Source organism: Rhodococcus sp. 008 (assembly GCF_001682295.1).
GTDB classification, from domain to species: Bacteria; Actinomycetota; Actinomycetes; order Mycobacteriales; family Mycobacteriaceae; genus Rhodococcus_F; species Rhodococcus_F qingshengii.
The window spans coordinates 1,737,951-1,762,976 of record NZ_CP012749.1 but is presented as its reverse complement, the minus strand read 5'-3'; the positions used below and the strand labels follow the sequence as shown (position 1 = coordinate 1,762,976).

Genomic DNA, 25,026 nt, shown 5'->3' with positions numbered 1-25,026 from the left:
GCTCGTGAACGAAGGTGGGCAACAGGTCGAAAACCTGTTGCCCACCTTCAGTATTCAGACTTCGACATTCACTCCGTGTCAGAGTCGCGTAACTTCGAGTCCGCCCTCGTGGTAGTCGGCGCGAAGGCGTTTCTTGTCGAACTTGCCGACGCTCGTCTTCGGGACTTCCTGAACCACGGCCCAGTTCTCGGGCAGCTGCCACTTGGCAACCTTGTCCGAAAGGTACTGTTGCAGTTCGGACATGGTGGTTTCGGAACCGGCGCGAAGGACAACCGCAACCAACGGGCGCTCGTCCCACTTCTCGTCCGGCACGCCGATGACGGCAGCTTCGGTGACGTCGGGGTGACCCATGACGGCGTTCTCGAGGTCGACCGAGGAGATCCATTCGCCGCCGGACTTGATGATGTCCTTGGAGCGGTCGGACAGGCTCAGGAAGCCGTCGGCCGTGATGGATCCGACGTCGCCGGTCTTGAGCCAGCCGTCGTTGAACTTGTCTTCCGCGTCGACGCCGTAGTACGACCCGGTGATCCAAGGGCCGCGCACTTCGAGTTCGCCGACGGAAACTCCGTCGTGTGCAACAACTTTGCCGTCGTCGTCGATGAGACGCGCCTCGACGGATGCCGGGAATCGACCCTGCGAGTAGCGGTACTTCCACATCGCGTCGCCGGTGACACCGGCCGGCGGACGGGCAACGGATCCGAGCGGGGAGGTTTCGGTCATGCCCCAGGCGTGCAGGACGGAGACGTTGTGATCGGCTTCGAATGCGTGCATGAGGGCGGGCGGTACCGCGGAGCCGCCGATCAGAACCTCACGCATCGAGGAGATGTCCTGCGGGTTCTGCTCGAGGTAGAGGTGCAGGCCCTGCCAGATGGTGGGTACGGCCGCGGCGAACGTCGGCTGCTCGCTGGCGATGATCGCAGCCAACGGGGCAGGCTGGAGGAAGCGGTCGGGCATGATCAGCGAGGCGCCGATCATGAACGCGGCGTAGGGAAGTCCCCACGACATGGCGTGGAACTGAGGCACCACGGCGAGTGCACGATCGCCCTGCGCGAGGTTGGGGCCGTCGCTCATGCAGACCTGCATGGAGTGCAGGTAGATCGAACGGTGGGAGTAGACGACGCCCTTGGGGTCACCCGTGGTGCCGGACGTGTAACACATTGCGGCAGCGCTCAGTTCGTCGACCTCGGGCCAGTCGAACTCGGTGGGCTGATCGGCGATCAAGCCCTCGTAGGTGTGAACCTGCACTCCCTCGGGAGCTTCGAGTCCTGCAGTGGAGGAGCCGGTGACGACGATGTGTTTGACGGTGGTCAGCGACGGAAGCTGCGGAGAGAGAAGCGGAATCAGGGACGGGTCGACGATGATCACGCGGTCCTCGGCGTGATTGGCGACATGGATCAACTGCTCGGGGAACAGACGAATGTTCAGGGTGTGGAGCACAGCGCCCATCGAGGGGATCGCCAGGTACGCCTCGAGGTGCTCGGAGTTGTTCCACATGAACGTGGCGACTCGCTCGTCACCCTCGACGCCGAGCCCGCGCAGGGCGTGCGCAAGCTGAGCACAGCGCTTGCCGACGTCAGCGTAGGACACACGGCGCGGGCCGGACTCGGTCCACGTGACAACCTCGGAGGCGCCGTGAACGGAGGCACCGTGGCGGAGAAGTTGAGCAATGGAGAGGGGGGCGTCTTGCATGGTGCTCAGCATGGGCTGCTCCTGTGTGGTGTGTGAGACCGGTGCTTTTGCCCACGGGTCGTCACAAACGATGTGCTGTGGCTGCCAGATTAGTCACAGCCCCGAAGTGCTCGCTAGTGACCCACTGCACTGGCGAAGAACCACGCTATGAGTAGCGCTCCCGGATCGACTACTCCGCGAGCGGCTTCGCCCACATAACTTGCACGTCCGCGGTTCGCGAGCATGGTTTCGGTCGACTCCGCCCCGGCCGCTGCGGCTTCCGCTGCGCTCGCCAGCGCAGCATCTCGATCGGCTTCCGAGCTCACGGATTGCTCCAACGACTCGACCGCCGGAACTATCGCGTCGACCATCGTCTTGTCGCCGACGCGTGCGCCGCCGAGCGAGGTGATGTTGTCGAGTCCCGCTCGCGCTGCAGCCGCGATCGCGCCGAGGTCGAGTTCGGAGTCCGCCGAGTCTGCGGCAACGCGGAAGAAATGCCGGAACCAGATGCCGAACAATGCGCCGGAGGTGCCACCGGCGTGGCCGAGGTACGCCTGTGAGACTGCATCGAATATCGTTGCGGTGGAGTACGTGTCACGGATCGCCGAGATGTCGAGTTGATCCAGTGCGGCCACCATGTTGGTCCCGAAATCGCCGTCGCCCGCTCGTCGGTCGAGATCGGTCAGTGCCGGTTCCTGATCCAGTACCTTCTCGGCCCAGTCCGCAATCCAGCTTCCGACGAAGCTGCTTTCGGCGGTGCGTGAGGTGTCGGGTGTGAATGTGGGACCGAAAGATTCGCGCGTGCCCATGCCGGTGTACTCACGCGCTATAGCATTCGGCCAGGCGGGCGCTTTTGTTGGTGCGTCCCATAATTCGAGGATTTCTTTGTCTGTGCGAACAAGGGTGATGGACGCGCCTGCCATGTTCAATGCAGTGACGAAGGTTCCGATCAGTGTCCGCTCGATGTGAATTCCCTGTTCGTCCAGATAATCTCCGAGTTCGGCGAACAGAAGTTGCAACTCCAGCGGGTGGGTGGCGCCGAGACCGTTGACGACGGCGATGACGCGGTCGCCTTCGGCGAGACTCAGGGACTTGATGATCGGGTCCGTCAGCCGCCGCACCAATTCCGGTGCGGGCAGGGCGTCCACGCGTTCTGTGCCGCGTTCGCCGTGGATGCCGATACCGAGTTCCATCTGACCCGCCGGCAAGTCGAACGACGGCTCGTCAGCCCCCGGCAAAGTGCATGGGCGAAGGGCGACGGCCATGCTCCGAGCGGAGTGCGCGACGTGTTGTCCGATCCGGGTCACCTCGGCCAGGTCGTCGCCGCGGGCGGCGGATGCGCCGCAGACCTTCTCCACCACGATGGTTGCCGCAGTACCGCGTCGCCCCGGGCCACTGCCGTCTGCGCGTTCGGTCGCGACGTCGTCGTCGACCAGGACGACGTCCGTATCGATCTTGTCCTCGCGTAGCAACTCTCGGGCGATACCGAAGTTCATCACGTCGCCGGTGTAGTTCTTCACGATGTGAAGGACGCCGCCGCCGGCGTCGGCAGCCTTGGACCCCTCGTGGATCTGAAGTGCATTGGGTGAGCTGAAGACCAATCCGGGGCAGACGGCTGTGAGCATTCCTTCGCCGATGAATCCGGCGTGCATGGGTTCGTGGCCTGAACCGCCGCCGGAGACGAGCGCGACCCGTCCGCGGGGAAGTGGCCTTGCGCGTGTGAGGTACCCAGGGTCGGGATTCCACGCGATGTCGTCGGTGGATGCGATCAAACCACGGAGTGCGTCGGGAACAAATGTCTTTGCGCTGCGCATGAACATCACTTCAGGGTAGGTCTAACGTCGACTTCGGGCACGGATCACGATCGACGAGAGGTGGACGGCGTGAAATTGGGGTTGGTACTTGCCGGTGGCGGCGTTGCGGGAATCGCCTGGGAAACAGGTTTTCTGTTGGGCCTTCAGGACAAATCACCGGACACTGCCGCTGCGCTGCTGACGGCGGACGTGTTGATCGGCACTTCCGCAGGTTCCACGGTGAGCGCTCAGATAGCGAGCGGCGTGACACTGCAAGAGCTTTTCGACGCACAAACAGCGGAGGCGACCGGCGAAATCGACCCGAAGGTCGATGTCGAGGTACTCGGTCAGATGTTCGTCGACGCGATCGCAGGATCGCAGGACCGGGCCGAGCAGCTCCGTTTGCTCGGCGAAGCAGCGATGAGAGCCGATACCGTCGAACCTGCCGTGCGTCGCGCGGTCATCGAGGCGAGGCTGCCCAATCGGTTGTGGCCCGACCGGGAGTTGCGCATCCCGGCGATCAACGCACAGACCGGTGAGTTGAGGGTGTTCGGCAACGCTGACGGCGTAGAACTGATCGACGCAGTCGGAGCAAGTTGCGCCGTACCAGGGGTGTGGCCGGTAGTCGTGATCGAGGGCGAGCGGTACATGGACGGCGGAATGGCGAGTGGCTCGAATGTTCATCTGGCTGCCGACTGCGATGTGGTCGTGGTTCTTTCACCCGCAGCCGACCCCGCCCCGAATCTTCTGGGCGGCAGTCTACGAGAGGAAATCGACGTGATGACGCCCTTGCCCGTGCTGCCTGTCTTCGCCGACGACGCCGTCGTCGAAGCGATCGGAACGAACTCGCTTTCACCGACAACCAGGCGCCCCGCAGCCGAACTCGGCCGCGAACAGGGCCGTCGAACCGCCGACGAGATCGCCGCGTTTCTGGTGACGGCATGAGCGCCGCACGGATTGCCGTCGTCGTGCGCCCGGAGCAATCTCCGGAAGATCTGGTTCGACATGCCAGGTATGCAGACGAAGTCGGTATCGACGAGGTCTGGTTGTGGGAAGACTGCTTCTTCGGCGGAGGAATAGCCACTGCTGCAACTGTATTGGCTGAGACCGATCGTGTGGGTGTGGCGATCGGTGTGCTGCCGACCCCGATGCGCAACACCGCGATCACGGCGATGGAGATTTCAGCGCTGGCCAGAGTTCATCCGGATCGACTACGGGTTGGCTTCGGTCACGGCGTTCAGAGTTGGATGCGGCAGATCGGGGCCAAAGCCGAATCGCCGTTGACCCTCCTGCGGGAGCAGTTCGGAGCGGTGGAGAGGCTACTGGGCGGTGAGTCGGTGACGGTGTCCGGTCGATACGTGAATCTCACGGACGTGACGCTGGCGTGGCCACCGGAGACGGTGCCGCAGTTGCTCGTCGGCGCCACGGGGCCAAAGACTTTGGCACTCAGTGGCGAGTTGGCGCAGGGCACCGTGCTCTCGGGTGGGACGACCCCGGACAGCGTGCGTCGGGCGATCGCTCACATCGGGGCGTCGGATCACGAGGTTGTCGTCTACGTCATCTGTGCTTTCGGTTCCGGCGGTCGTGAGCGCGCCCTTGCCGAGGCCGCAGCGTCCGGTAGCGAGTCGCCGGAGGATGCGATTGCCGTGGGCAACGCGGCCGAAGTCGCGGCAGCAGCACGGCGATGGGTTGCAGCAGGTGCAACCACCGTGGTACTCCAACCGACTGTTGACGAGCCGGATGTCCGCGAGTTCATTCGCTTTGTCGCGCAGGAGGTTCAACCCCTGGTGGCGTAGTTCAGAAGGTTACTCTGGACAGAACCGCGTCGATGTCGGCAGTGCTCACGTCGCGATGTGTCACGAACCGAACCTTCCCGGCAACGGTGACCGCGCCGACATCGACAGCGGCGAGCTGAGCAACGGTGACCGACGGATCGGCTGTCGCGGCCAGAACGATGTTGGTGGCAGGTTCGTCGACGGCCCAACCGCGTTCACGAAGCCCCGACGCGAGGCGCTGCGCGTTGTCGTGATCGTCGGAGAGGCGAGCTTGTGAGCGCAACGCGACGATGCCGGCTGCGGCCAGCACTCCGCCCTGACGAACGCCGCCGCCGAGCATCTTGCGGATCCTTCGGGCTTCGGTGATCAATTCGGGTGATGCGGCGAGTATCGAGCCGACCGGCGCACCGAGTCCCTTACTCAGGCACACCTGAACGGTATCGGCGCCGGAAGTCAATTCGGTGGGCGAAACATCGAGTGCAACAGCGGCATTCCAGAGACGGGCGCCGTCGAGGTGAATCTTCAAGCCGCGTGATCGCGCTGCGTCGACCAGCTTCGTCCATTCGGTCGGATTCATGACGGCACCGCCGGCGAAGTTATGAGTGTTCTCGAGACAGAGCAGCGTGGTGTTCAACGCGAAGTACGGGCCGGGGGAGCCCGCCGCCTTCACGACAGTCTCGGGGGTGGGACGTCCGGGTCCGCCGTCGTGCGGCAACGCCATCGGCATTCCCTGGGCGAGCCAGGCAGCGGTGCCCAATTCGGAGCCCAAGACGTGAGAGTGTTCCGGTGCCAGGAACTGATCGCCGCGGTGAAGGTGCAGCATCAGCGCAATCAGGTTGCCCATCGATCCGCTCGGCACCCACAGTGCCGCCGGTAAACCCAGAGTGTGCGCCACCTCTTCCTCGAGCGCCGCCATGGTCGGGTCGTGATCGAGGACGTCGTCACCGACCTCGGCGTCGGCCATCGCCTTCCGCATCTCCGCATCAGGCTTGGTGACGGTGTCCGAGCGTAGGTCGATGTACGACGAAGTCATGGCTCATTCGATCAAGCCGCGTGTTCCGGCGTCAAACCGCGGTATTTCCAGGACGGCTCTTCCGGCCTGATAAATCGATATCGCTGAGGATGCCTTCCGTGTGATGATGAGCGTCGGCAATAGCCGGTGACGAGAACAAGAAGTGGAAGGGGACAGGCATGCGCGACTGGAAGCAAGCGTTGCACCTGCGCGGGCACTCACCCCGCGGTATTTCCCATCCCGCATTCGGGGAACAGAGCGGCGCTGGATATATGCCGTTCCCCATTTCTTGCATTTGCTCCTGACCCGTCTTCGTGTCCAGGAGTTTCACTCCTCGACACGAACTGAGAACTCTCATGCGGAACCCGAACCGCGCACTTGCTCACAGTTGGATGAACCGCCCCGTCCGGGTACTCAACGCTACGTACGAGTACCTCGGTGAAGTGAGCGCCGATCGTGCGGTCGTCCTGATCGCCACCGGCTCCGCGCAGTCCACCGAAGACGTGACCCCGATATTTCCGGTGCGCTCCAAGCACGTCGAAATCCCACTGCCGAGGACGATCCTGCTCGACGAGTACGTGTACGTTGCTCACCGGGTGACGGTCACCGATTCCAGTCGGGCCACTTTTGCCGGTGTCTTCGACCGGGACGGTCGTCGATGTGCGTACTGCGCCGCCCGGGCAACGACCATCGACCATGTCCAGCCGCGGAGCCGTAACGGGCCCAACACGTGGGGAAATCTGGTGGCGTGCTGCAGTTCCTGCAATCAGCGCAAGGCGGATCGCACTCCGGCCGAGGCCGGTATGCGGCTGCTGTGGGAGCCGAAGGCACCTCGGCGCATCGAGAAAGTGCAGCAGGAGATCTGGCGTGAATTGAGTCGGACGTGACAGTCGAAGGGAGCCAGTGATGTGCGCTGACGAAATCTCCAATTTGGCTGAGCTTTTGCCGATCTCGGACGACCGGACGTGGTGGCAGGCGGAATGCCGAGGAGACCCCGAGCCGGACCGGTGGTTTCCCTTTCCGTCCGAGGGATACGACTACGCGACCGACGTGTGCAACAGGTGCCCGATTGCGGAATCGTGTCGCGAATTCGCCTCTGCCACTGGCCAGACCGGAATCTGGGGAGGAGTGAAGTTCGAGCAGGGCAGGATCGTCGCGGCGTGAGGGATCAGATTCCCGGCTCCGCGGCGATCGTACCGGCCGATACCGCCCGGCACAGAGCGTCGTGGTCACGTTCGGTTTGATCGGCGTAGAGCCGAGCAAACCGGGTGAGGGCGGTATCGACCGCGTCCGAGGTTCCCAGGTAACCGGAAATCAGTGACGCGCCACTGGTTCGTGCATGCCCCTTGGCCAGTAGGCGACCGCAGATCGCGACATAGTCGGTCAAGGCCGCTGCATCGATATTGTTCAGGTCCACAGAACCTTTCATGTTCCGGAACTGACGGACGTAGTACTGGCGGTCGTCCACGGTGCACCACCCGAGCAGTGGATCGCTGACTGTCTGGAGAGCCTGCTGGTATTCCGCGACGCGTCGTCCTTGATGGTCGTGCCAGGCCGAGTCACCGTGCACGAAGGGTGCAACGACGGATCGGCGAGCCTGCTTGAGCTGCAAGAAGATGACGTCGTCCGGGATGCTCCCTTCGCACAGGGCCACATAGGCGCGCAGAGCGACACTCCCGACTCCGACAACCCGGTGCGCGACGTCGATGACGTTGTATCCCGAGACGACTCGGCGCCAGTGTGGTGCAAGGGTTTCGAGATACTCGTCCAGACCCTCCAGGAGGAAGTCGGTGTCCTGCGGCGTGAGTCGTGTTGTGAGCGGCGGGTTCTCGACCAACTGGCGCCGTCCGTGATCCTCGACGGTGAACCGCGGCACCGCATGGTCACTCGTACGCCGCCGGGCGCGCTCCGCGGCGCGCCTGATCTCGGCCAGCAACCCAGGATCGGTGACGTGGTCGGTGAGTCCGTCGAGATCGACCCGGTCGAAGGAGCGATCGAACAGTGGACGCTCGGACAGCTTCGCCAAGTGGAGGCGATACGCGGACACACACGAGGTTGTTGCTGTTTCGCATTGAGCTTCGGTGAGACCGTTCTGCCGACCGGCCACCCAGATGCTCGCAGCCAGCCTTCGTAGATCCCATTCCCAGGGGCCGGGATGTGCTTCGTCGAAATCGTTGAGGTCTATGACAAGTTCGCGTTCCGGAGATCCGTAGAACCCGAAGTTTCCGACGTGCGCATCTCCACAGATGACGGGAGTGATGCCGGTGGACGGCAGCTGCGCCATGTCCTCTGCCATCAATCCGGCGGTACCGCGCAGGAATCCGTATGGCGAAGCGACCATTCGCCCCACACGGATCGGAACCAACCAGTCGAGTCTTCCCTCGTGTGCCGTGTTGACCTGATCGACCGGGTCACGTCGATCGGATGGGGGCGTCCAGTCGCCGAGCGACGATCGCGCCACTCGCTTGCGCAGGCCTTTCCCGATCTTGCGACGCTCACTGCGGGGCGTCTGACGCGCCCGCAAAGTCGCCCTGCCGTCCGGTTCGTTCTCGAGAGCCAGCTGACCGGCAGGCCTGTTCAGCGGGTCCATGTCGGGCTCTCTTTCGTCGGGCGTGCGAAACTCGCGCTCGATCTTATGCCCGCCGGATTGTGCGCCGCGCGACGAGTTCCTTAACTACCCGCCTGGGCAATCAACTCGACAGCGCGGTCGGCGCACAGTTCAGGATCCGGCATTCTCCCGATACCGAGGCATTCGACAACGGCGAACGACGCATCCGGTGTGGTTTCCACGCCGAGCGCCCACCCGAAGTAGTGATTCCAGGCGAGTACGGCTCGGTGGCCACTGTGCTGCGGAATCTCGCTGCCCAGAACGAGTACTGCGTCGAACGCGGGGCCGTCGCACCAGATGACCGATTCGGCGAAGGTGGAGCTGGCGACGGCGACTACGTACCTGTGACAAGTCGATTCACTCGGAATGGCGATGTGTGCACGCATGGTCGCTCCTCCGGCTCGGTTGCGATCGGAGGGTTCCCCGTTGCCGGCGCCGAAAAAACGCTTGTCAGATTACGTCCCGGCCACAGATCTACGACGCAGACGGTGCCTGAGATGTTTTTGTGCTGCCCGCGCGACCGAGCGAGTCGAGAGATACTGTTCGGCCGGTATCAACCGGGAACCGAACAAGTAGAACCTTCGGGCTTCGTCGTGGTCGTGGGTGGCCGCGGAGATGAGCAGACGTTCGATCGCGGTGAACTTTCGCCCACCGGCGTAACCACTCATGTAGTCGATGTGATTCGTCATACTCGCTCTGGCGCTACGGTATTCGGTCAATGCAGCGTTCACGTTCCGATGTGAGTCGAGTGTGTCTGCCGGCGTCTCCGTCAGCATGTGCACGGTCGCATCGACCAGCATCTGAGCGGTCTCGAGTGCCCACGAGCATCCGATACCCCACAACGGGTCGTTGGTTGCCGCAGCGTCGCCGATGAGTGCGAACCCGTTACCTACGGGTTCGGTGAGGGTTGTGGAGAAGTGTTTGGTACCAACGATCTTCCCGACGATGTGCTCTCGCCGAACAAGCGGAGCGCCGGGTAATGCGTTGGCGTACTCGAGGAAAGCAGTAGACAGGTCGTCAGCGAACGAGCCGAGCTTGTCGAGGGCAGGGAAGACGACCAGCACGCTGATTCCGCCGTCGTTGGGGAGCAGATAGGCGACGTCGGGATCCATGAACCACGACAATGACGTTTCTCCGCCGGGTCGTTCGAGTCCGGAGAGTTGGGCGAAATAGCTGAAACGCCCGTTGGATGCAGTCACGGAGTCGCAACGAGCGGATCGTGCGACGGTCGAATCCTTGCCGTCTGCTCCGACGGTCAATCGTGCTCCGACAGTGAAGGCCGAACCCTGTTCGGTGCCGTAGACGCCTGCAGTAGTGCCGTTCTCGGTCAGCAGTCCGGAAACGCGATGCCCGAGAAGAAGGTCGACGTTCGGGTAGTCGTTCGCGAGTTGGCGCAGTAGGGGGTCGAGAGTTTCCCTTCGGACGTTGAACCCAGGTGGCGGTGAGTTCTCTGCGGCATCAGGGGTGATCATTCCCCACGGGGTCCAGAATGTCGGAACGGTTTCCACCATTCCCAGGGCGAGCAGTTTTTCCGTGGCGCCGAGTCGTTGCAAGATCGGGGCACCGCACGGTTGCAGGTGGTGAGTGCACAGGACTTTGTGCGCCCGGATGTCGGAGCGAGCGTCGAGAAGCGCTATCCGCAGACCTTGCTGGGCGTACATGATGGCGGCCGCGCATCCCGCGATGCTCGCGCCGACAATCACAACGTCATACTTTTCCCGTGCCTTCGAAGTCACTCGATCAGCTTAATGCATAAGATTATAACTTAAATATGACTGGATTCAGTCATCGTGTTCGGGCGTTAAGTCCCGAACTGCGGCCCGGATGGACTGTTCACGAAGCTCGTTCTCTCTGCGCAGTTCACGACGCCGTCGCCCGGCCTCGAATCGCTGCCTGGCGATTGTTCCGGTCGGCCGGAGTTGGGGTACCTCAGCCGGTTTCCCGTCGCTTCCCATCGCCACCATCGTGAAATAGCAACTATTGGTGTGGCGAGATTTTCCGAGAAGAATGTCTTCGGTTTCGACTCGAATTCCGATTTCCATCGAGGTGCGCCCGGTGTAATTGACGGAAGCGCTGAACGTGACGAGTTCGCCGACATGCACCGGTTCGCGGAACACCACACGATCCACCGACAGAGTCACGACGTAGGTCTGGGCATATCGACTCGCGCACGCATAGGCAACCTGGTCGAGAAACTTCAGAATCGTTCCGCCGTGCACGTTGCCCGAGAAGTTTGACATGTCCGGCGTCATGAGGACGGACATGGACAAGGTTTGTTTCGATGCTTGCTGCGATGCTTGCTTCAATTCAGGTAGGGAGTTCGATTCAGACATCAAGCGGGCCTCTTCGGTTCGGTGGACGGTGAAGAGACCGTATCCGGCCAAGAGGGTTACCCGCGCGTTCGGAAGAGCGCGGTGTCAGAGTTCGGGACAGTGCCCGTGTGGAGGACGTATTCGCTGGTGGCGACGGGGCCGGCCGCGCTCGACCTGAGATAGGGCTCGAGCGTCGAGCGGAGGTGCGCTGACATCGAAGCCCAATTCCCTGTGCTTCGAACGGCCTCGCGAAAGTTCTTCAACGCCGGTGCCTGGTCGCACAGTTCCTCGACGGGATCCGATCCGGCTGGTAGTTGCCACTCGAGCAGGTGCGAGGCCGAGCTCACCGACTCCAATCCGGCTGCTGCCTTCTCGAATTCGCTCGAGCTCGACCATGTCGTCGGTAGTGGTGTGATGCCATTCCACGCCGAGGCGGCCTCCCGGCGGAGTGCTGCTGCCCACCCGTTCTCCGACCACGTTGCGACGCAGATCTTTCCGCCTGGCCGGGTCACCCGCATCATCTCTGCGAGGGCAATCGAGGGGTCGGGACAGAAGATGATCCCGAAGATGCTGACGCAGGCGTCGGCACTCGAATTCGGCCAGGGTAAAGACTGCGCATCGCCGATCGTGAAGTTGGGTTGGGTAGTGCCGGGGTGGGGAATCCAGCGTTCGCGTGCGACCTCGAGCTGGCTGGCGGAGAGGTCGAGTGCGTGGACCGTCATGCCTGACTGAGCCGCCGGGAGCGCAAAGTTCCCGGTTCCGGCGCAGACGTCGTACACCGTGCTCACATGCCCGATCGAGCGCAGTGCCTCCGTCGATGCCGGTGAGAGTTGCTCGGCAAGAGGCGAATAGGTCGTACCGTTCCAGTTTCCCCGATTCACGCCAAGCTCCTTTCGACGGCGTCGATGACCGTGTCGAGCGCTGCGCCTGCCGCGTGCGCTGCTTCGTCGGGGTTGCGTTCCTCGATGGCTGCGATCAAGGGTCGGTGCTCGTCGACGTGGAAACCTGGACCGACACTGACTGCGGACAGCGAATCCGTCACGGCGGCAAGGACTCCCCGGTAGACGTCGATCAGTGCGGAATTGTGGGACGCCTCGACGATCGAAAGGTGCAGGGCCATGCCGGCTTCGACAGTGAAGCCGCCGACATGACCGGGGTGGGCATTCCAGGCTGCATGTATCCGCGCGAGATCTTCGGGGGTGTGGCGCTGCGCTGCAAGTCGCGCGGCTTCGACCTCGAGTCCGCGTCGCAGGCTCAGTACGTCGAGAACGTCACCTCTGGCGAGCCTGCGCCCGAGTAGTCCTTCGACCGGCGACGCCGCCATGACGTACACGCCGCCACCGTGGCGTACGGACAGAACTCCGGCGTGTGCAAGCGCCCGTACCGCTTCGCGCATGGTGTTTCGGGCGACTCCCAATTCTTCGACCAATGCGGTCTCCGGCGGGAGTTTCGATCCGACGGGCCATCGACCGGTCGAGATCGCCTCCTCGATCGCCGCGGCGACGATGTCTACCTTGCGTCCGGAATCGGCCATGTATGTCACCTCGGATAAGTGGGTCAATGACTTGATCGAGGTTAGCGAGCCCGACCAAGTGGGTCAATGACTCGGAAATTACCCGCGTACGTCCAGGCTGCGGGCGTAGTGCTCCTTGAATACCTCGAGATGTGCCCAAGATTCCAAGCCGCTGACACCGTCGATCCCGCGGATTCGCTCGGACAGCGCATGCAGGTCGCTCGAGGAGTTGGCGGCGACCGTCGCGATCACGTCGTATCGTCCGAGGGTCCGGGCGAGGAATTCGATTCCGGGCAGCGACTCGATCTCCGATACCGCGTTGTCGTCCCGTGAGCCCAGATTGACGCCGATGCCCATCGCCAGCGTTCGGCCACCACCTCGCCGCTTTACGACAGCGCCGACGCGCAGTGCCGTGCTCGCGATCAGATGATTGACCCGGTTGCGCACGGCGCTCGGCGACAGTCCGGTGTGTTCGGCCAGCTCGAGAAAGGGCATTCGCCCGTTGCGCTCGAGCAGTTCGATCAACGCGACATCTGTCGAGTCGAGTCGGATATCGGCTTGTAAAGCGGTCTCGGGCATGAAGATTCCCTTGATGACGTCGACGTAGACCAGCGTGCTCACGGATCGAACGCCACGTTGTGAGCGGAGTTCGGCGATGGCACGGTACAGATCGTCGTGACTGGGCACCCGAAGTTCCGCAATCACGTTGTACTGCCCGCTGACTGCCGAGATGTAGACGGCGGCCTCGGATGCGATCAACGCGTCCAGCACCGGGGTCATCGGTCCGGACACTGCGATCGAGACGTGTGCAAGCGCCTTCAGCCCGAGAAGTTCGGGGTGCGCGACGGCCACTACGGACACCGTTCCCGAGTCGAGTAGCGCCTGCACTCTGGTGGACACCGCCGCTCGTGGGGCGTCGACCGCCACGGACAGTTCGCGGTACGTCGCTCGCCCGTTGCGCTGAAGTGCGGCAATGAGCTTGGAATCGAGATCGACCGTCATGGTTGCCCCAACTTTTCCAGAGATTTTTCTGTATGAGCTTCCTATTAGAACAGTCGCATGTGGCCATGGATGATGTGGATAAGTGCAGAAATGCTCAAGAACTCATACAAAAAAGTTGTATACCGCCTGGTCTGAAACTTTGATGCATTGCATAGCTCCAGGTCAGGGCGTAGTTTTCGCTCAACACGCAGTGACCTGCACCACCATCTCGACGAAGGACCACCATGCGCAAGTTGCACACGCACGAAGCCTCGCCTCTCGACGCCACCGGCACGATCTTCACCGGCGCCAAGATCCACACCGTTGACGACAGCACGGTGGGAGCCGAAGCGTTCCTGGTGTTCGGAAACCGCTTTGCAGCGGTGGGAACGCTCGAGGAATGCCGCACCGAGGCGCGTCGGCTGAGCACTCGCACAACCGCGGTGGTCGAACTCGACGGCGCCACCGTCGTCCCCGGCTTCGTCGATCCACATGCACACCCGTTGATGTACGGGCAGATGCTCAGCTGGGTGGACTGTGGGCCGGAGAAGGCACATTCCATCCCCGGAATCATTGCGCTACTTCAGGAAGCGGCGCTCACAGCACCTGCGGGCGTCCCGATTCGCGGATACGGCTACGAGCACCGCAACCTGATCGAAGGGCGTCACCCGCTCAAGGAAGAGCTCGATCAGGTGGCCACCGATCGCGAGGTCTACCTCATGAACGCGAGCGGTCACGGCGGCGTCGTCAACTCCTTCACTTTCGACAAGCACGGTATCGACGCGAGCACCGAGAATCCGGCCGGTGGCGAGTTCTTCCGAGATGAAGACGGCGAACTCACCGGTGAGCTCTCCGACGCCGCGTGCAACATTCTCACCGGCGTCAACGGAGTGAAGGTCGGCCATCACGGCCCCAACTTCCATCTCGAGGACGAGCCGGAAGAGCACCTTCGCCAGCTGTCGGTCGCTCAGGACAAGTTCCTGGCCGGTGGCGTCACCACCATCGGTGACTGCCAGGTGACCCGGCGTGAATTCGACATGTACCTGCGTCTGGCCGAGCAGGATCAGCTCAAGACCCGCGTCAGCATGTACATGCTCAGCCACCTCCTCGATCACGTCATCGACACGGGAATGCACGGCGCCTTCGGCAATTCGCGGCTCGCGTTCGGCGGCATCAAGTTCTACGCCGACGGCACACTCGGAGGCTGGACCGCATACTTCCCCGACGGCTACGTGGGCGACCCGTGCCGCACCGGGCAGCTCTACCACGAGCCGGCGGACTACTCGGAGCTGATTGCCAAGGCACATTCGGTGGGTCTGCAGACCGCCACGCACGCTCAGTCACCGACCGCCATCGACATGGTGCTCGATGCCATCGAAGCTGCGCAGAAGGCTCACCCCGACGCCGACGCTCGTCACCGCATCGAGCATTGCGGACTCCCGACGGCCGAGCAGATCGCAAGGATGAACCTGGCCGGTGTCTACCCGGTGAACCAGCCACAGCACTACTACAACTGGGGCGAGGGCGTCACCGCTGCGATCGGCACTCCGGGCGAGCGGTTCAACCCGCTCGGCGAGTTCATCGCTGCCGAAGTTCCCGTGACCATCAGCTCCGACGCCCCCGTCGCAGAGCCGAAGCCGCTCGAAGCAATTCAGGCAGCCGTTACTCGTGTGACGCGTCAGGGTCATCAGCTCGGCTCCGATGCACTCCGCATCACCGCCGACCAGGCATTGCAGGCTCATACCCTCAACGGTGCGCGTGCGCTGGGCCGCGAAGCAGAGCTGGGCAGCATCTCGGTCGGCAAGCGGGCCGACTTCGTCATTCTGGGCGCGGATCCCCTCGAGGTTCCGGCCGACGCGATTGCGCAGATCGAGGTCCGAGAGACCTGGATCGACGGCGAACTCGCACATTCAGGTCATAACCACCTATTGTCGAGCACTTCGACCACCGAGGAAAAGTAATGAACCGAGAGCAACAGATCGTGAAGGCCCGCAAGGCGGGATTTGCAGCCTTCGTCGGTACAACTATCGAGTGGTACGACTTCTACGTGTATGCCACGGCAGCCGCCCTGGTGTTCGGTGACATCTTCTTCCCACCCGGAACCGACCGCCTGACCGGCGTTGCGGCGGCGTTCGCGACATACGCCGTCGGTTTCTTCGCTCGCCCGCTCGGCGGAATCGTGTTCGGCCATGTCGGTGACAAGATGGGCCGACGCACCGCATTGGTGGTGACTTTGACGCTGATGGGTGCAGGCACGTTCCTCATCGGCATGTTGCCCACTTACGCGTCGATCGGGTTCTGGGCGCCGTTACTGCTGGTACTGCTCCGCTTCGTCCAAGGCTTTGCCGTCGGCGGCGAATGGGGCGGCGCGGTCCTGATGGCCGTCGAGCATGCACCCGAGGACAAGAAGACCTTCTACGGCGGTTTCGCTCAGCTGGGCAACCCGGCCGGCGCGCTCCTGGCCACAGGTTTCTTCAGCATTCTCTCCACCTTCGGCGACGACGCTCTGCGCGAGTGGGCTTGGCGACTGCCGTTCCTCTGCTCGGCGCTGCTGATTCTCGTCGGCTTGGTCGTTCGCCTGAAGGTCGAAGAGTCCCCGGTTTTCGAATCCGAGGTGAAGTCCGCGGACGTACCGGAAATGCTCCCGCTCAAGTACGCGCTGGTGACCAACTGGCGCCCGATCATCCTGGGCATCGGCATTCTGCCCGTCGCAGTCGGCGGCTACTACCTCGTGACGACCTTCATCACGGCATACGCAACCGACCCCGACGTCGGATTGTCGGAGACGTTGATTCTCAACGCGCTCAGTGTCGCTGCAGTGGTCGAGTTGATCGCGACTCTCGGCGTGGCGTGGCTCGGCGACAAGGTGGGACGCGTCCGCGTCGTCATCTGGGGCCTTGCGGCAGTCGCGATTCTCGCAGCGCCGCAGTTCCTGGTGCTGAAGTCCGGATCCGTGTTCCTGATCTTCCTGACCTTCGCTGTCATGCGACTGGTGCTGGCGGCCACGTACGGTCCGATCGCCGCTGTTCTGTCGCAGATGTTCAAGCCGCAGGCGCGCTACACGAGCATCTCGTTGGCGTACCAAGGTGCAGGCGCTATCTTCGGCGGACTGTCACCGCTGGTGTCGACGCTGATGTACAAGGCAACCGGCAGCATCTGGCCGGTCATCGCACTGCTGATCGGCATGTGCATCCTGAGCATCGTGTGCCTGCTCTTCGCTCCGCAGCACGTGGACGAGGCGACCGATACCGACAGTGCTCAGCAGGGCCTGAACAAGGAATCGGCTTCCGCCTGATTGCCGAGAGTCGGCTTCCGCCTGACTGCCGAGAGTCGGCTTCCGCCTGACAACTGAAAACACGACAGCTGGGGCAGTACACGATTTCCGTGTACTGCCCCAGCTGTCGTTTCAGGTCAGCTGTCGCTCAGCGCCGGTTACGCGCCGACGAGATGGCGATGAAAATGATCGCTGCGTCGGTGGGCCTGGCTGAGATTTCTGATCTCACGCAGCCAGAAGTGAGACGCCAGCGTGTTACTGCTTCCGTAACCAGTGCCGGACGTGTCTTCGTCGATCAGGGCGACAAGCGCTTTGATCAGGCTGGTGACCTTGAGGTTGTTGGTCTGAGAATGTCGGAGCAACAGCTCGGCGGCTTCGTCGGTGCTGCAACGGTAGAGGGTGCAGACGATTTCGATACCGCGCTCGCGGATCCGGCCCGAAGTAGTCGGGATCCGTAGACCGTTCGTCGAGTTGCTGTTCGTCTGGTTGTTCGTGTCGTCGGGGTGAATCATGGTGTTGATCAAGGTATTCCTTTGAACCGCAGGGTCTTTGGGCCCGTGCGGTGTGTAGCGCATGTTGATACTGGTGCAGTCGGTACGCGATTGGCGGCGGACTCCGTCGGAGCCTTCGGCCTGGTCAACAATCTGCGGGACTGATGAAAGTGCGTAGTGATCAAAGGCGCGGATTTGCACCGAACTGGAAGTCTGCCCCTGGAACGAATACTGGAACTGTTGTTCCGGGCGAAGCGACCGGCTGCCTGACTGACGGCTGCCCTCTGATAACCCCACCGTACGTCATCGATTGAGTTTCAGCTAATTCTATTTCGAGCGGCTGAGAGCACTGTGGCCCGTATTACCTGCTCAAGAGGCATTTATGTGGCCGATTATTGCTTGCTTGGTGGTAGCCCAGGCGTCGGTCGTCGGGTTGCCGAACTCGCCGTGGCCGACGCCGGGAAGTTCGATCAGATCGACCACGTCGCCTGCTGCTCGGGCGGCACGGGCATAGCGCCGACTCTGTTCGACCGACACGACCTTGTCTCCGAGTCCGTGGATCACCGTGACGGGGAGGCCGGTGGGGAGGTGCTCGATCGGTGATGCGATGCGGTAGCGATCGGGATGATCGGTAGGCATGCCGCCCAGAAGATTTCGAACAAATCGATCTTTGCCCGCGGTTGCGGCGAGCGTCATGTCGAAGACGCCGGCCATGATCGTCGTCGAGCGAACCGGCACCGAGAGGTTTGGTTCCGGGGCGTCTGCACCCTGTTGGGATCGCGATGCGACCCAGGCGGCAAGTTGTCCACCCGCGGAGTAGCCGGCGATGTGTACACGGCTCAAATCCAGTCGCCCGGAGGCCTTTTCCTGAACGATGCCGGCCAGAGCGTTGGTGGCCGTAACGGTATCGGAGAGCGTGGTCGGCCAACCACCCTGACCGCCGACGCGTCTGTATTCGATGTTCCAGACCGCAATTCCGTACGGGGTCAGGGTTTTTGCCCACGCGCCCGCGTATTCGAGATTGCTCTTCTGGGCCCATCCACCGCCGTGAATGAGTACGACGACCGGCAGGTCACCGTCCGATCCTTCTGGAAGATACAGATCGCCGAAAGTGTCTGCGGCCGCGGCGTAGGCGATGCGGACCGGAGCGACGTCGCGGTCGAGGCCGGTCGCACTGCTGACAGATGCGAGGAGGGCGAGTGCACAGACCAGCACTACGGCGAGATACCCGGCCAAGCGGTCGCGGGAGCGGTGCGCGATGACCTGATTCCTCTCGGCAGGCGACGGACGATAATTCGGAAATCAGTCTATCGGTGCCAGGTGAATTTATGGTGTGAGCGAATGGGCCGTGCTCGCTCGCACGCGGAGTTCGCTACGCGTATAGCTCTGAACTGGGGGTTCGTCACCGTTGACCAGAGCCAACAGTGCATCTACGGCCGCTGCCGCCTGTTCTTGGGGGAAGAAGTCGAAGGCAGTGATCGGGGGCTGGGAAACCAGCAGGGCGGGTTCGTCACTGTCCTGTGCAATCAAGACGTCACCCGGAATCGACAGCCCGAGATCGAGGGCCGCTCGCGCCGCTGCCGGGGCGCAACCGAGAATCAACGACAGGATCGCGTCAGGCGGAGTCGAGGAGTCGAGGGCCTCGCGGGTGGCCGCATACGCGGCCCCGATGAGGCCTCCGACGGTGCTGGCGCCCGGAAACGACGTCAATTCCTCGCTGGTGCGTGGTGCCACGCCTCGGGCGCGGCACCACTCGAAGTAAGCGAAAGTCGTTGCGCGGGTCCACTCCGAATGCATTCCGGGAGTGAGGACGAAAATGTCCCTTGCGCCACGTTCGGCGAGGTGGTTCAGAAGAGTCTCCGTGGTGGAGACGAGGTCCGGTGAGGTGGAGTATCCGAACTGCCCGGATTGTCCAGGACCCACTGCGACAGAGGGGATTCCGATCTTCTGCAGAACTTCGACGCGCGGGTCGTCGACCATCGGGTCGACGACCAGTACGCCGTCCATCTCGATGCGCCGCAGTCCGTTCGGATCTTTCATCGACGGCAGTAGGAGGAGTGAGTGATCGGCGTGGAATGCAGCCTGGGTCGCGGCGGTCGCCACGCGCCCGTACCAGTCGAAATTGAGGTACTCGGCCGATGACAGTTGGTCGGGAGCGGGGAGCATCAACCCGAGGGTGGCAGTCCGGCCTGACCTGAGATTCTGGGCCGACCGATTGGCACGGTATCCAAGGCGGTCGGCAACCTCTCGAACCCGAGCGCGAGTGGCCGCGTCGACCCGGCCCTTGCCGTTGAGTGCATAGGAGACCGTGGACACCGCGACGCCGGCGGCGTTGGCGACATCACGAAGCGTCGGCGAAACAGGGGTAGCCACTGCGGATCGTTTCTACTCGTTGGTCGGTTTGTCTCCAGCCTATCGATCAATCGTTTCGGCATGTTGCGTGCACCGGTGAGGGGCACCTCAAAACAAAACGTCGAATCGTTTCAGCGCAGGTATTGACACTGATGAAACGATTCGGCACTCTCTTAGGAACACCGGGCGAACGTCGAGAGAAATTCGGGCGAACCTCGGGAAACCTGACCAGGCAGGCGCATACTTGCCTTAACTCGCGGAGCCTCCCCATGACCGAAAAAACCGACCCTCCCGGTGCAGGAACGCATTCTGAATCCGGTTCTCCCACGTCATCCTCGGGCCTGCGCGCCGGAACTATCAACAGCCGTCATCTGGTCTTCTTCGTCATCGCCGCAGCGGCGCCACTGACGATCCTGGTGGGATTCGCGCCACTGGGCCTGATGGTTTCCGGCGCTGCGCTTCCGGTGGGGTACGTCGTTCCCGGGATCGTCTATCTACTGTTCGCCGTCGGCTTCACGGCGATGAGCAGGCATATCCGCGGCGCGGGCGCGTTCTACGCCTACATCACCGAAGGGCTCGGAAAAACAGTCGGCGCAGGCGCCTCTGTGCTGGCTTACATCGGCTATCTCGGTGGCCAGATCGGATTCGTCGTCGCTTGCGGCATCTTTCTCTCGTCGACGATCGAGTTGTTCTTGGGAGTAACCGTTTCCGTCTACACCTGCGCATTGGCGGTCGCAGTTCTGGTCGTGGTGGTGGGATATCGCAGGGTCGATATCGGCGCGAAGGTGCTGGCCGTTTTGATGGCGCTCGAGCTCGGCGTCCTCGCAGTCTTCTGTGTGGCGGTTCTGTTGAAAGGCGGCCACGAAGGACTGTCGCTCGACAGTTTTTCGCCGTCGACCTTCATGACAGCCGGACTGGCGAGCGTCTTCGTGTTGACCTTCACCTCCTTCGTCGGTTTCGAGCAAACGGCGATCTACAGCGAGGAAGTTGTCGATTCCAAACGCACAGTGTCGCGTGCGACCTACACAGCAGTCACTGTTCTGGCTGTGGTCTACGCATTCTGTGCTTGGGTGATCGTGCAGGCCGTCGGCCCGAGTCGGATGGGCGACCTACTCGGCGGTGACCCGTCCGAGCTGATCTTCGATCTCAACAATGAATTTGCCGGCTCCATGATGACCGACGTGATGCATCTGTTGATCGTCACGAGCTTCTTCGCGGGTTGCCTTGCCCTCCACAATGCTTGCAGTCGCTATCTGCTCACCATGGGGCGCGCGAGAGTCTTTCCTGCCGCGCTTGCACGGGTTTCGCCGACCACTGGAACGCCGAGCGTCGCCGGAATCACACAAGGCGCACTGGTATTCGCGGCAATCGCCGGCTTTGCGCTGACGCCCGCAGACCCGTACACCCAAGTAGTCGTGTGGACGAATACACCAACGATCATCGGTGTGCTGGTGTTGCAGGTTCTCACTTCCGTCGCCGTGCTCAGGTTCTTCTCGCAGGATTCTCGCGGTGAAGGTCTGTGGCAGAGGTTGATTGCACCCTCGCTCGCTGCAGTGGCGTTGATCGTCGCGCTCGGATACCTCTTGATGAACATGAGTGACCTGACCGGGTTGACCACCGCGCAAAACTTCTTGTTGGCAGTGCCATTGCTGTTGGCTTTCGCATTCGGCGTGGGACGCGGGATGCGCGTACGTGAACACTCGGTCGAGGAGTTGTCGGCATGAGCGAATACGCATGGTCGGTCCCCGGAGGGTTGGTCGAACGTCCCGGAATTGTTCCGGGCGCTCCCGAGATATGGGTCTATGCGGACAGGTTCTCGTACTTCGGTGGTGACACCGTCTCGATCCGAGTGCATACCACCGCAGAAGAATACGACCTCGAAATTGTTCGAGACGGCGCCCGGCCGCAACAGGTCGCGCAATACGTCGGTCTGCCGGGCAAGCAGCAGCAGACGCCTGCCGACGCGTACGCAGTGGGCTGCGACTGGTCGGAATCCCTTGCCGTCGAGATAGATCCGAAGTGGACGTCCGGCATGTACTTGGTTCTGGTCCGGATGCTCCACGAAGGGGTGACTATTGAGCGGGAGGGCTTCTTCGTCGTCAAGGCGCGCGAACCCGAGCATGCCGACTTCGTACTCATTCACACCACCAGCACGATGTTGGCCTACAACGACTGGGGTGGGGCAAACCACTACCGAGGTGTTCCGGACGGCTCCGGCGATGTGCCGACACCGATTTCCTCGACGCAGCGTCCCGTCGCGCGGGGGATGTTGCGCAAACCCGAGGGCGCAGCACGCAACATCCACACCGACACACCGGGAATCGGATGGATACCCCGTCACCCGCCGTACGAATGGGCGTGGGTGAACGGCTACTCGCGTCACCATGCGGACGCCTTCTGGGCCACTTACGAGAGGCCGTTCACGGTCTGGGCGGAAGAGCAGGGGTTCCGCGTCCACCACGTGACACAACACGATCTGCATAACGATCCGTCAGCGCTGCATGGATATTCATGCGCAGTTGTCGTCGGTCACGACGAGTACTGGTCCTGGGAGATGCGTGACCGCATAGATGATTTCGTCGAAGAGGGTGGTGGTCTGGCGCGATTCGGCGGGAACTTCCTGTGGCAGGTACGCCTCGAAAACGACGCACAAGTCTGTTACAAGAATCCGTTCGACGATCCGATGCGAGAAGTCGACCCGACCCGGGTGACGACGGCGTGGGATTCGCCCGAGGTTGCCCGACCGGGGGCGTGGACGATGGGATTGACCGGCATGGCCGGTGTCTACAATCGTTACGGTGCAACAACTCCCAGGTCTTCGGGCGGTTTCACGGTATACCGGCCGGATCATTGGGCGTTGAACGGAACCGACCTGTACTACGGAGACAACTTCGGGATCGCCCCGATCTGTGTTGCCGGATTCGAGATGGACGGCGTGGATTTCACGTTCCGGAAGGGCCAGCCGTATGCGACCGGCGTCGACGGCGCTCCCGAGGATCTGGAGATCATCGCGATGGCGCCGGCAGTTTCGGGTTCGCGGGACAAATGGAACGGGAAAGTTCCGATCGGTGCGCCTTTCGCCGAAGTGCAGGGAATCATCGAATGCTTCTATGGCAGTGAGCCTCCAGATCACCTTCGTGATCTCGAATACGGATCGGGAATGGTCGCCTGTCACAAGCGAGGTCTCGGCTCCGTGTTCAACGCAGGTTCCACCGAATGGGTGAACGGGCTGATCCATCACGATCCGTTCACCGAACGAATAACTGCAAACGTACTGAATCTGTTTGCTGCACGAATTTCCAGCTCCAACACGAAGGAAAAATGACATGAGTGTCAACGACATTCGAATGTTCGGGCCAGGGCAGGGGACGCGGTTCATCCCGGAGTGGGGTGACGACGCGAGCCCGAACTGGTCGGAATCCGAATGGAGGTCATTCGGAGATCCGAACGGGGAATACTTCGGCGGTGGTTGGGAAGGCGAGCCCGGCACGCTCTTGTGCGACCCGTATCCGTACGACGAGGTCTGCATCATGATCAGCGGCCGGGTGGCGCTGATCGACCTCGATGGAAACCGTCGCGAATTCTCCGCTGGGGAAGCATTTTTCGTGCCGCAGTCGTTTCGCGGTACCTGGGAGACGGTTGAGCCGTCGAAGAAGTTCTTCGTCGCGCTCCCCGGATCGCGCTCATGACGGTGGAAACTTCGATGACTGTCGCAGCGTTTGGTCACGTGATCAACGGAACGTGCGAGAGCCCGGCAGGTAGACTTTCCGTGCTGGTCGATCCGGTGACCGACAATGTATACGCCCGTGCTGCCGTCGGTTCCGCCGATGACGTCGACCGAGCCTGCCGTTCGTCCGAGAAGGCTGCGCGGTCCTGGCGCCGGTCCACCCCTGCGCGCCGTCAGGAGTTGCTGCTGGCCCTCGCGGACGCGCTGGAAGCAAACGCGAAATATTTCCTCGAGGTCGAATGCCGCAGTACCGGCAAGCCTCTCAGGCAGGTGCGAGACGACGAGATCCCGCAGTGTGTTGACTTTCTGCGGTACTTCGCGGGTATTGCCCGCTCTCTGCCGGGCGTTGCCGCAATGGAGTACACGGAGGGTGCTACGTCTTATGTCAGACGTGAACCCATTGGCGTGATCGGTGCGATCGCTCCTTGGAACTACCCGTTGATGATGGCGGTCTGGAAGATCGCGCCGGCACTCGCGACGGGAAACACCCTCGTGCTCAAGCCGGCCGAGGAGACGCCGGAAACCGCGGTGATGCTGGGAGTGCTTGCAGCGCAGATCTATCCGCCCGGGGTGTTGAACGTAGTGTGCGGCGATCGCGATACCGGAGCCGCGCTCGTCGCTCATCCGGTTCCTCGGATGATTGCGCTGACGGGATCGACGAGAGCGGGTATTTCGGTCGCAAAGGCCGCGTCGGAAGACGTCAAGCTGTTGCATCTCGAACTCGGAGGCAAGGCACCCGCCGTTGTTTTCGCCGACGCGGACCTCGACGGCGCAGTCGCGGGGATTGTTGCCGGGGCCTTTTACAACAGCGGTCAAGATTGCACCGCTGCGACGAGGATTCTCGTTCAAGAGGAGGTTGCGGAGGAGTTCACCGAGAAGTTGACGGCTGCGGCCGCGGACTTGAGGTTGGGCGGACCGGAATCGGGCGATTGTCTCGGCCCCCTGGTCAGCCGCGCTCACCGTGATCGAGTGGCGGAGTTGGTAGAGAGACGCTCAGCAAATACGAACGTATGTATTGGCGGGGGAAAGCCAGCTGGACCAGGGTTTTTCTATCTGCCGACTGTTATTTCCGGGGTGCAGCAGGAAGATGAGCTGGTCCAGGAAGAGATATTCGGGCCGGTTGTCACCGTACAGTCGTTCTCCACCGAGGCTGAAGCGATCGAACTTGCGAACGGGACCAAGTACGCTCTCGCGTCGAGCGTGTGGACGTCCGACCACGGCACCGCGATGAGGATGACGGCCGAACTGGACTTCGGCTGCGTCTGGGTGGGAGCCCACGGAATGCTCGCCGCTGAGATGCCTCACGGTGGCTTCGCCGGGTCGGGTTACGGCAAGGATCTGTCGGAGCTCGCACTGGCGGAGTACACGAGGGCCAAGCACGTCATGCATGTGACGAGCGTCTGACTCCTCGGCAATATCCAACGACGGCCACCTGCCCGCGCTGCGGGACGGTGGCCGTCGTCGTGCCTCGGTGGACCTGCAAGCTGCTGTTTGAATATGTTGCAGTGCAACATGTTTAG

23 protein-coding genes are annotated in these 25,026 nt (G+C 62.3%); 10 read left to right on the top strand and 13 right to left on the bottom strand.

Going from position 1 to position 25,026, the window contains the following annotated elements:
• Positions 1–78: 78 nt before the first annotated feature.
• Positions 79–1,701 carry a long-chain fatty acid--CoA ligase gene (locus tag AOT96_RS08360; protein ID WP_042451581.1) on the bottom strand — a complete coding sequence of 541 codons (1,623 nt, stop codon included), beginning with the start codon at positions 1,699–1,701 and terminating at the stop codon, positions 79–81.
• 101 nt (positions 1,702–1,802) lie between these two features.
• Positions 1,803–3,488 (bottom strand): dihydroxyacetone kinase family protein, encoded by a 1,686-nt coding sequence (locus tag AOT96_RS08355; protein ID WP_039973156.1) that lies wholly within the window; start codon positions 3,486–3,488, stop codon positions 1,803–1,805.
• A 54-nt stretch (positions 3,489–3,542) separates the two neighbouring features.
• Between AOT96_RS08355 and AOT96_RS08350 the strand changes: the two genes are divergently transcribed.
• Positions 3,543–4,406, top strand: coding sequence for a patatin-like phospholipase family protein (locus tag AOT96_RS08350; RefSeq protein WP_047269365.1), 864 nt, complete (start codon positions 3,543–3,545; stop codon positions 4,404–4,406).
• Positions 4,403–5,257, top strand: a complete 855-nt coding sequence (locus tag AOT96_RS08345) for an LLM class flavin-dependent oxidoreductase (protein ID WP_065351560.1) — start codon at positions 4,403–4,405, stop codon at positions 5,255–5,257. The genes AOT96_RS08350 and AOT96_RS08345 overlap by 4 nt, the downstream gene beginning before the upstream one ends.
• A 1-nt stretch (position 5,258) precedes the next feature.
• Here AOT96_RS08345 and AOT96_RS08340 read toward each other — a convergent pair whose 3' ends face one another.
• The gene (locus AOT96_RS08340; protein WP_007730456.1) at positions 5,259–6,269 is read right to left on the bottom strand and encodes a threonine aldolase family protein; all 1,011 of its coding nucleotides are present in this window, start codon (positions 6,267–6,269) and stop codon (positions 5,259–5,261) included.
• Between the two features lie 335 nt (positions 6,270–6,604).
• Here AOT96_RS08340 and AOT96_RS08335 point away from each other — a divergent pair, with 335 nt between their 5' ends.
• Both AOT96_RS08335 and AOT96_RS08330 read left to right on the top strand, forming a co-directional pair.
• Positions 6,605–7,135, top strand: a complete 531-nt coding sequence (locus AOT96_RS08335) for an HNH endonuclease (protein ID WP_156778936.1) — start codon at positions 6,605–6,607, stop codon at positions 7,133–7,135.
• Positions 7,136–7,154: 19 nt separating this feature from the next.
• Complete coding sequence (locus tag AOT96_RS08330; RefSeq protein WP_003943196.1) at positions 7,155–7,412, top strand: WhiB family transcriptional regulator; 258 nt, start codon at positions 7,155–7,157, stop codon at positions 7,410–7,412.
• 4 nt (positions 7,413–7,416) lie between these two features.
• Here AOT96_RS08330 and AOT96_RS08325 read toward each other — a convergent pair whose 3' ends face one another.
• The 7 genes from AOT96_RS08325 to AOT96_RS08295 all read right to left on the bottom strand — a co-directional run bounded on the left by AOT96_RS08325 (position 7,417) and on the right by AOT96_RS08295 (position 13,683).
• The gene (locus AOT96_RS08325; protein ID WP_047269369.1) at positions 7,417–8,838 is read right to left on the bottom strand and encodes a DUF2252 domain-containing protein; all 1,422 of its coding nucleotides are present in this window, start codon (positions 8,836–8,838) and stop codon (positions 7,417–7,419) included.
• Between the two features lie 80 nt (positions 8,839–8,918).
• Positions 8,919–9,242, bottom strand: coding sequence for a DUF6292 family protein (locus AOT96_RS08320; RefSeq protein ID WP_003942947.1), 324 nt, complete (start codon positions 9,240–9,242; stop codon positions 8,919–8,921).
• A 69-nt stretch (positions 9,243–9,311) separates the two neighbouring features.
• On the bottom strand, positions 9,312–10,592 hold the full coding sequence (locus AOT96_RS08315) for an NAD(P)/FAD-dependent oxidoreductase (protein WP_231917408.1): 1,281 nt from the start codon (positions 10,590–10,592) through the stop codon (positions 9,312–9,314).
• A 45-nt stretch (positions 10,593–10,637) separates the two neighbouring features.
• Positions 10,638–11,189: an acyl-CoA thioesterase gene (locus AOT96_RS08310; RefSeq protein ID WP_042451572.1), complete on the bottom strand. Its 552-nt coding sequence runs from the start codon at positions 11,187–11,189 to the stop codon at positions 10,638–10,640.
• A gap of 56 nt (positions 11,190–11,245) precedes the next feature.
• A complete protein-coding gene (locus tag AOT96_RS08305; protein ID WP_065351558.1) occupies positions 11,246–12,049 on the bottom strand; it encodes a class I SAM-dependent methyltransferase in 804 nt (267 codons plus the stop codon).
• Positions 12,046–12,702: a FadR/GntR family transcriptional regulator gene (locus AOT96_RS08300; protein ID WP_054186998.1), complete on the bottom strand. Its 657-nt coding sequence runs from the start codon at positions 12,700–12,702 to the stop codon at positions 12,046–12,048. The genes AOT96_RS08305 and AOT96_RS08300 overlap by 4 nt, the downstream gene beginning before the upstream one ends.
• A gap of 78 nt (positions 12,703–12,780) precedes the next feature.
• Complete coding sequence (locus AOT96_RS08295) at positions 12,781–13,683, bottom strand: Lrp/AsnC family transcriptional regulator (protein ID WP_007730473.1); 903 nt, start codon at positions 13,681–13,683, stop codon at positions 12,781–12,783.
• Positions 13,684–13,907: 224 nt separating this feature from the next.
• Between AOT96_RS08295 and AOT96_RS08290 the strand changes: the two genes are divergently transcribed.
• On the top strand, positions 13,908–15,623 hold the full coding sequence (locus AOT96_RS08290) for an amidohydrolase (RefSeq protein WP_030536127.1): 1,716 nt from the start codon (positions 13,908–13,910) through the stop codon (positions 15,621–15,623).
• Positions 15,623–16,957 carry an MFS transporter gene (locus tag AOT96_RS08285; RefSeq protein WP_050656991.1) on the top strand — a complete coding sequence of 445 codons (1,335 nt, stop codon included), beginning with the start codon at positions 15,623–15,625 and terminating at the stop codon, positions 16,955–16,957. The genes AOT96_RS08290 and AOT96_RS08285 overlap by 1 nt, the downstream gene beginning before the upstream one ends.
• A gap of 137 nt (positions 16,958–17,094) precedes the next feature.
• Here the strand turns inward: AOT96_RS08285 and AOT96_RS08280 are convergent, their stop codons facing one another.
• The 3 genes from AOT96_RS08280 to AOT96_RS08270 form a co-directional block, all read right to left on the bottom strand.
• Positions 17,095–17,460, bottom strand: a complete 366-nt coding sequence (locus AOT96_RS08280) for a hypothetical protein (protein WP_007730475.1) — start codon at positions 17,458–17,460, stop codon at positions 17,095–17,097.
• Positions 17,461–17,796: 336 nt separating this feature from the next.
• Positions 17,797–18,663 (bottom strand): alpha/beta hydrolase family protein, encoded by an 867-nt coding sequence (locus AOT96_RS08275; RefSeq protein ID WP_030536126.1) that lies wholly within the window; start codon positions 18,661–18,663, stop codon positions 17,797–17,799.
• 90 nt (positions 18,664–18,753) lie between these two features.
• On the bottom strand, positions 18,754–19,800 hold the full coding sequence (locus tag AOT96_RS08270; protein ID WP_030536125.1) for a LacI family DNA-binding transcriptional regulator: 1,047 nt from the start codon (positions 19,798–19,800) through the stop codon (positions 18,754–18,756).
• 248 nt (positions 19,801–20,048) lie between these two features.
• On the opposite strand from AOT96_RS08270, the gene AOT96_RS08265 reads away from it, so the two are divergent.
• From AOT96_RS08265 to AOT96_RS08250, 4 genes are read left to right on the top strand one after another with little or no spacing between them, the layout of a single operon-like run.
• Positions 20,049–21,503: an APC family permease gene (locus AOT96_RS08265; protein WP_065351557.1), complete on the top strand. Its 1,455-nt coding sequence runs from the start codon at positions 20,049–20,051 to the stop codon at positions 21,501–21,503.
• On the top strand, positions 21,500–23,104 hold the full coding sequence (locus tag AOT96_RS08260; protein ID WP_007730498.1) for a N,N-dimethylformamidase beta subunit family domain-containing protein: 1,605 nt from the start codon (positions 21,500–21,502) through the stop codon (positions 23,102–23,104). Before AOT96_RS08265 ends, AOT96_RS08260 begins: the two co-directional genes overlap by 4 nt.
• A gap of 1 nt (position 23,105) precedes the next feature.
• A complete protein-coding gene (locus tag AOT96_RS08255; protein ID WP_007730501.1) occupies positions 23,106–23,468 on the top strand; it encodes a cupin domain-containing protein in 363 nt (120 codons plus the stop codon).
• A complete protein-coding gene (locus tag AOT96_RS08250) occupies positions 23,465–24,910 on the top strand; it encodes an aminobutyraldehyde dehydrogenase (RefSeq protein ID WP_064075032.1) in 1,446 nt (481 codons plus the stop codon). Before AOT96_RS08255 ends, AOT96_RS08250 begins: the two co-directional genes overlap by 4 nt.
• The last annotated feature ends 116 nt before the right edge of the window (positions 24,911–25,026 follow it).

What these genes read in the sequence shown, in the direction of transcription:
- AOT96_RS08355 (WP_039973156.1), bottom strand. Translation starts at nt 3,488, where the DNA reads ATGTTCATGCGCAGCGCAAAGACATTTGTTCCCGACGCACTCCGTGGT.
- AOT96_RS08340 (WP_007730456.1), bottom strand. Translation starts at nt 6,269, where the DNA reads ATGACTTCGTCGTACATCGACCTACGCTCGGACACCGTCACCAAGCCT.
- AOT96_RS08325 (WP_047269369.1), bottom strand. Translation starts at nt 8,838, where the DNA reads ATGGACCCGCTGAACAGGCCTGCCGGTCAGCTGGCTCTCGAGAACGAA.
- AOT96_RS08290 (WP_030536127.1), top strand. Translation starts at nt 13,908, where the DNA reads ATGCGCAAGTTGCACACGCACGAAGCCTCGCCTCTCGACGCCACCGGC.
- AOT96_RS08300 (WP_054186998.1), bottom strand. Translation starts at nt 12,702, where the DNA reads ATGGCCGATTCCGGACGCAAGGTAGACATCGTCGCCGCGGCGATCGAG.
- AOT96_RS08330 (WP_003943196.1), top strand. Translation starts at nt 7,155, where the DNA reads ATGTGCGCTGACGAAATCTCCAATTTGGCTGAGCTTTTGCCGATCTCG.
- AOT96_RS08265 (WP_065351557.1), top strand. Translation starts at nt 20,049, where the DNA reads ATGACCGAAAAAACCGACCCTCCCGGTGCAGGAACGCATTCTGAATCC.
- AOT96_RS08345 (WP_065351560.1), top strand. Translation starts at nt 4,403, where the DNA reads ATGAGCGCCGCACGGATTGCCGTCGTCGTGCGCCCGGAGCAATCTCCG.
- AOT96_RS08250 (WP_064075032.1), top strand. Translation starts at nt 23,465, where the DNA reads ATGACGGTGGAAACTTCGATGACTGTCGCAGCGTTTGGTCACGTGATC.
- AOT96_RS08260 (WP_007730498.1), top strand. Translation starts at nt 21,500, where the DNA reads ATGAGCGAATACGCATGGTCGGTCCCCGGAGGGTTGGTCGAACGTCCC.
- AOT96_RS08295 (WP_007730473.1), bottom strand. Translation starts at nt 13,683, where the DNA reads ATGACGGTCGATCTCGATTCCAAGCTCATTGCCGCACTTCAGCGCAAC.
- AOT96_RS08360 (WP_042451581.1), bottom strand. Translation starts at nt 1,701, where the DNA reads ATGCTGAGCACCATGCAAGACGCCCCCCTCTCCATTGCTCAACTTCTC.
- AOT96_RS08285 (WP_050656991.1), top strand. Translation starts at nt 15,623, where the DNA reads ATGAACCGAGAGCAACAGATCGTGAAGGCCCGCAAGGCGGGATTTGCA.
- AOT96_RS08335 (WP_156778936.1), top strand. Translation starts at nt 6,605, where the DNA reads ATGCGGAACCCGAACCGCGCACTTGCTCACAGTTGGATGAACCGCCCC.
- AOT96_RS08320 (WP_003942947.1), bottom strand. Translation starts at nt 9,242, where the DNA reads ATGCGTGCACACATCGCCATTCCGAGTGAATCGACTTGTCACAGGTAC.
- AOT96_RS08255 (WP_007730501.1), top strand. Translation starts at nt 23,106, where the DNA reads ATGAGTGTCAACGACATTCGAATGTTCGGGCCAGGGCAGGGGACGCGG.
- AOT96_RS08310 (WP_042451572.1), bottom strand. Translation starts at nt 11,189, where the DNA reads ATGTCTGAATCGAACTCCCTACCTGAATTGAAGCAAGCATCGCAGCAA.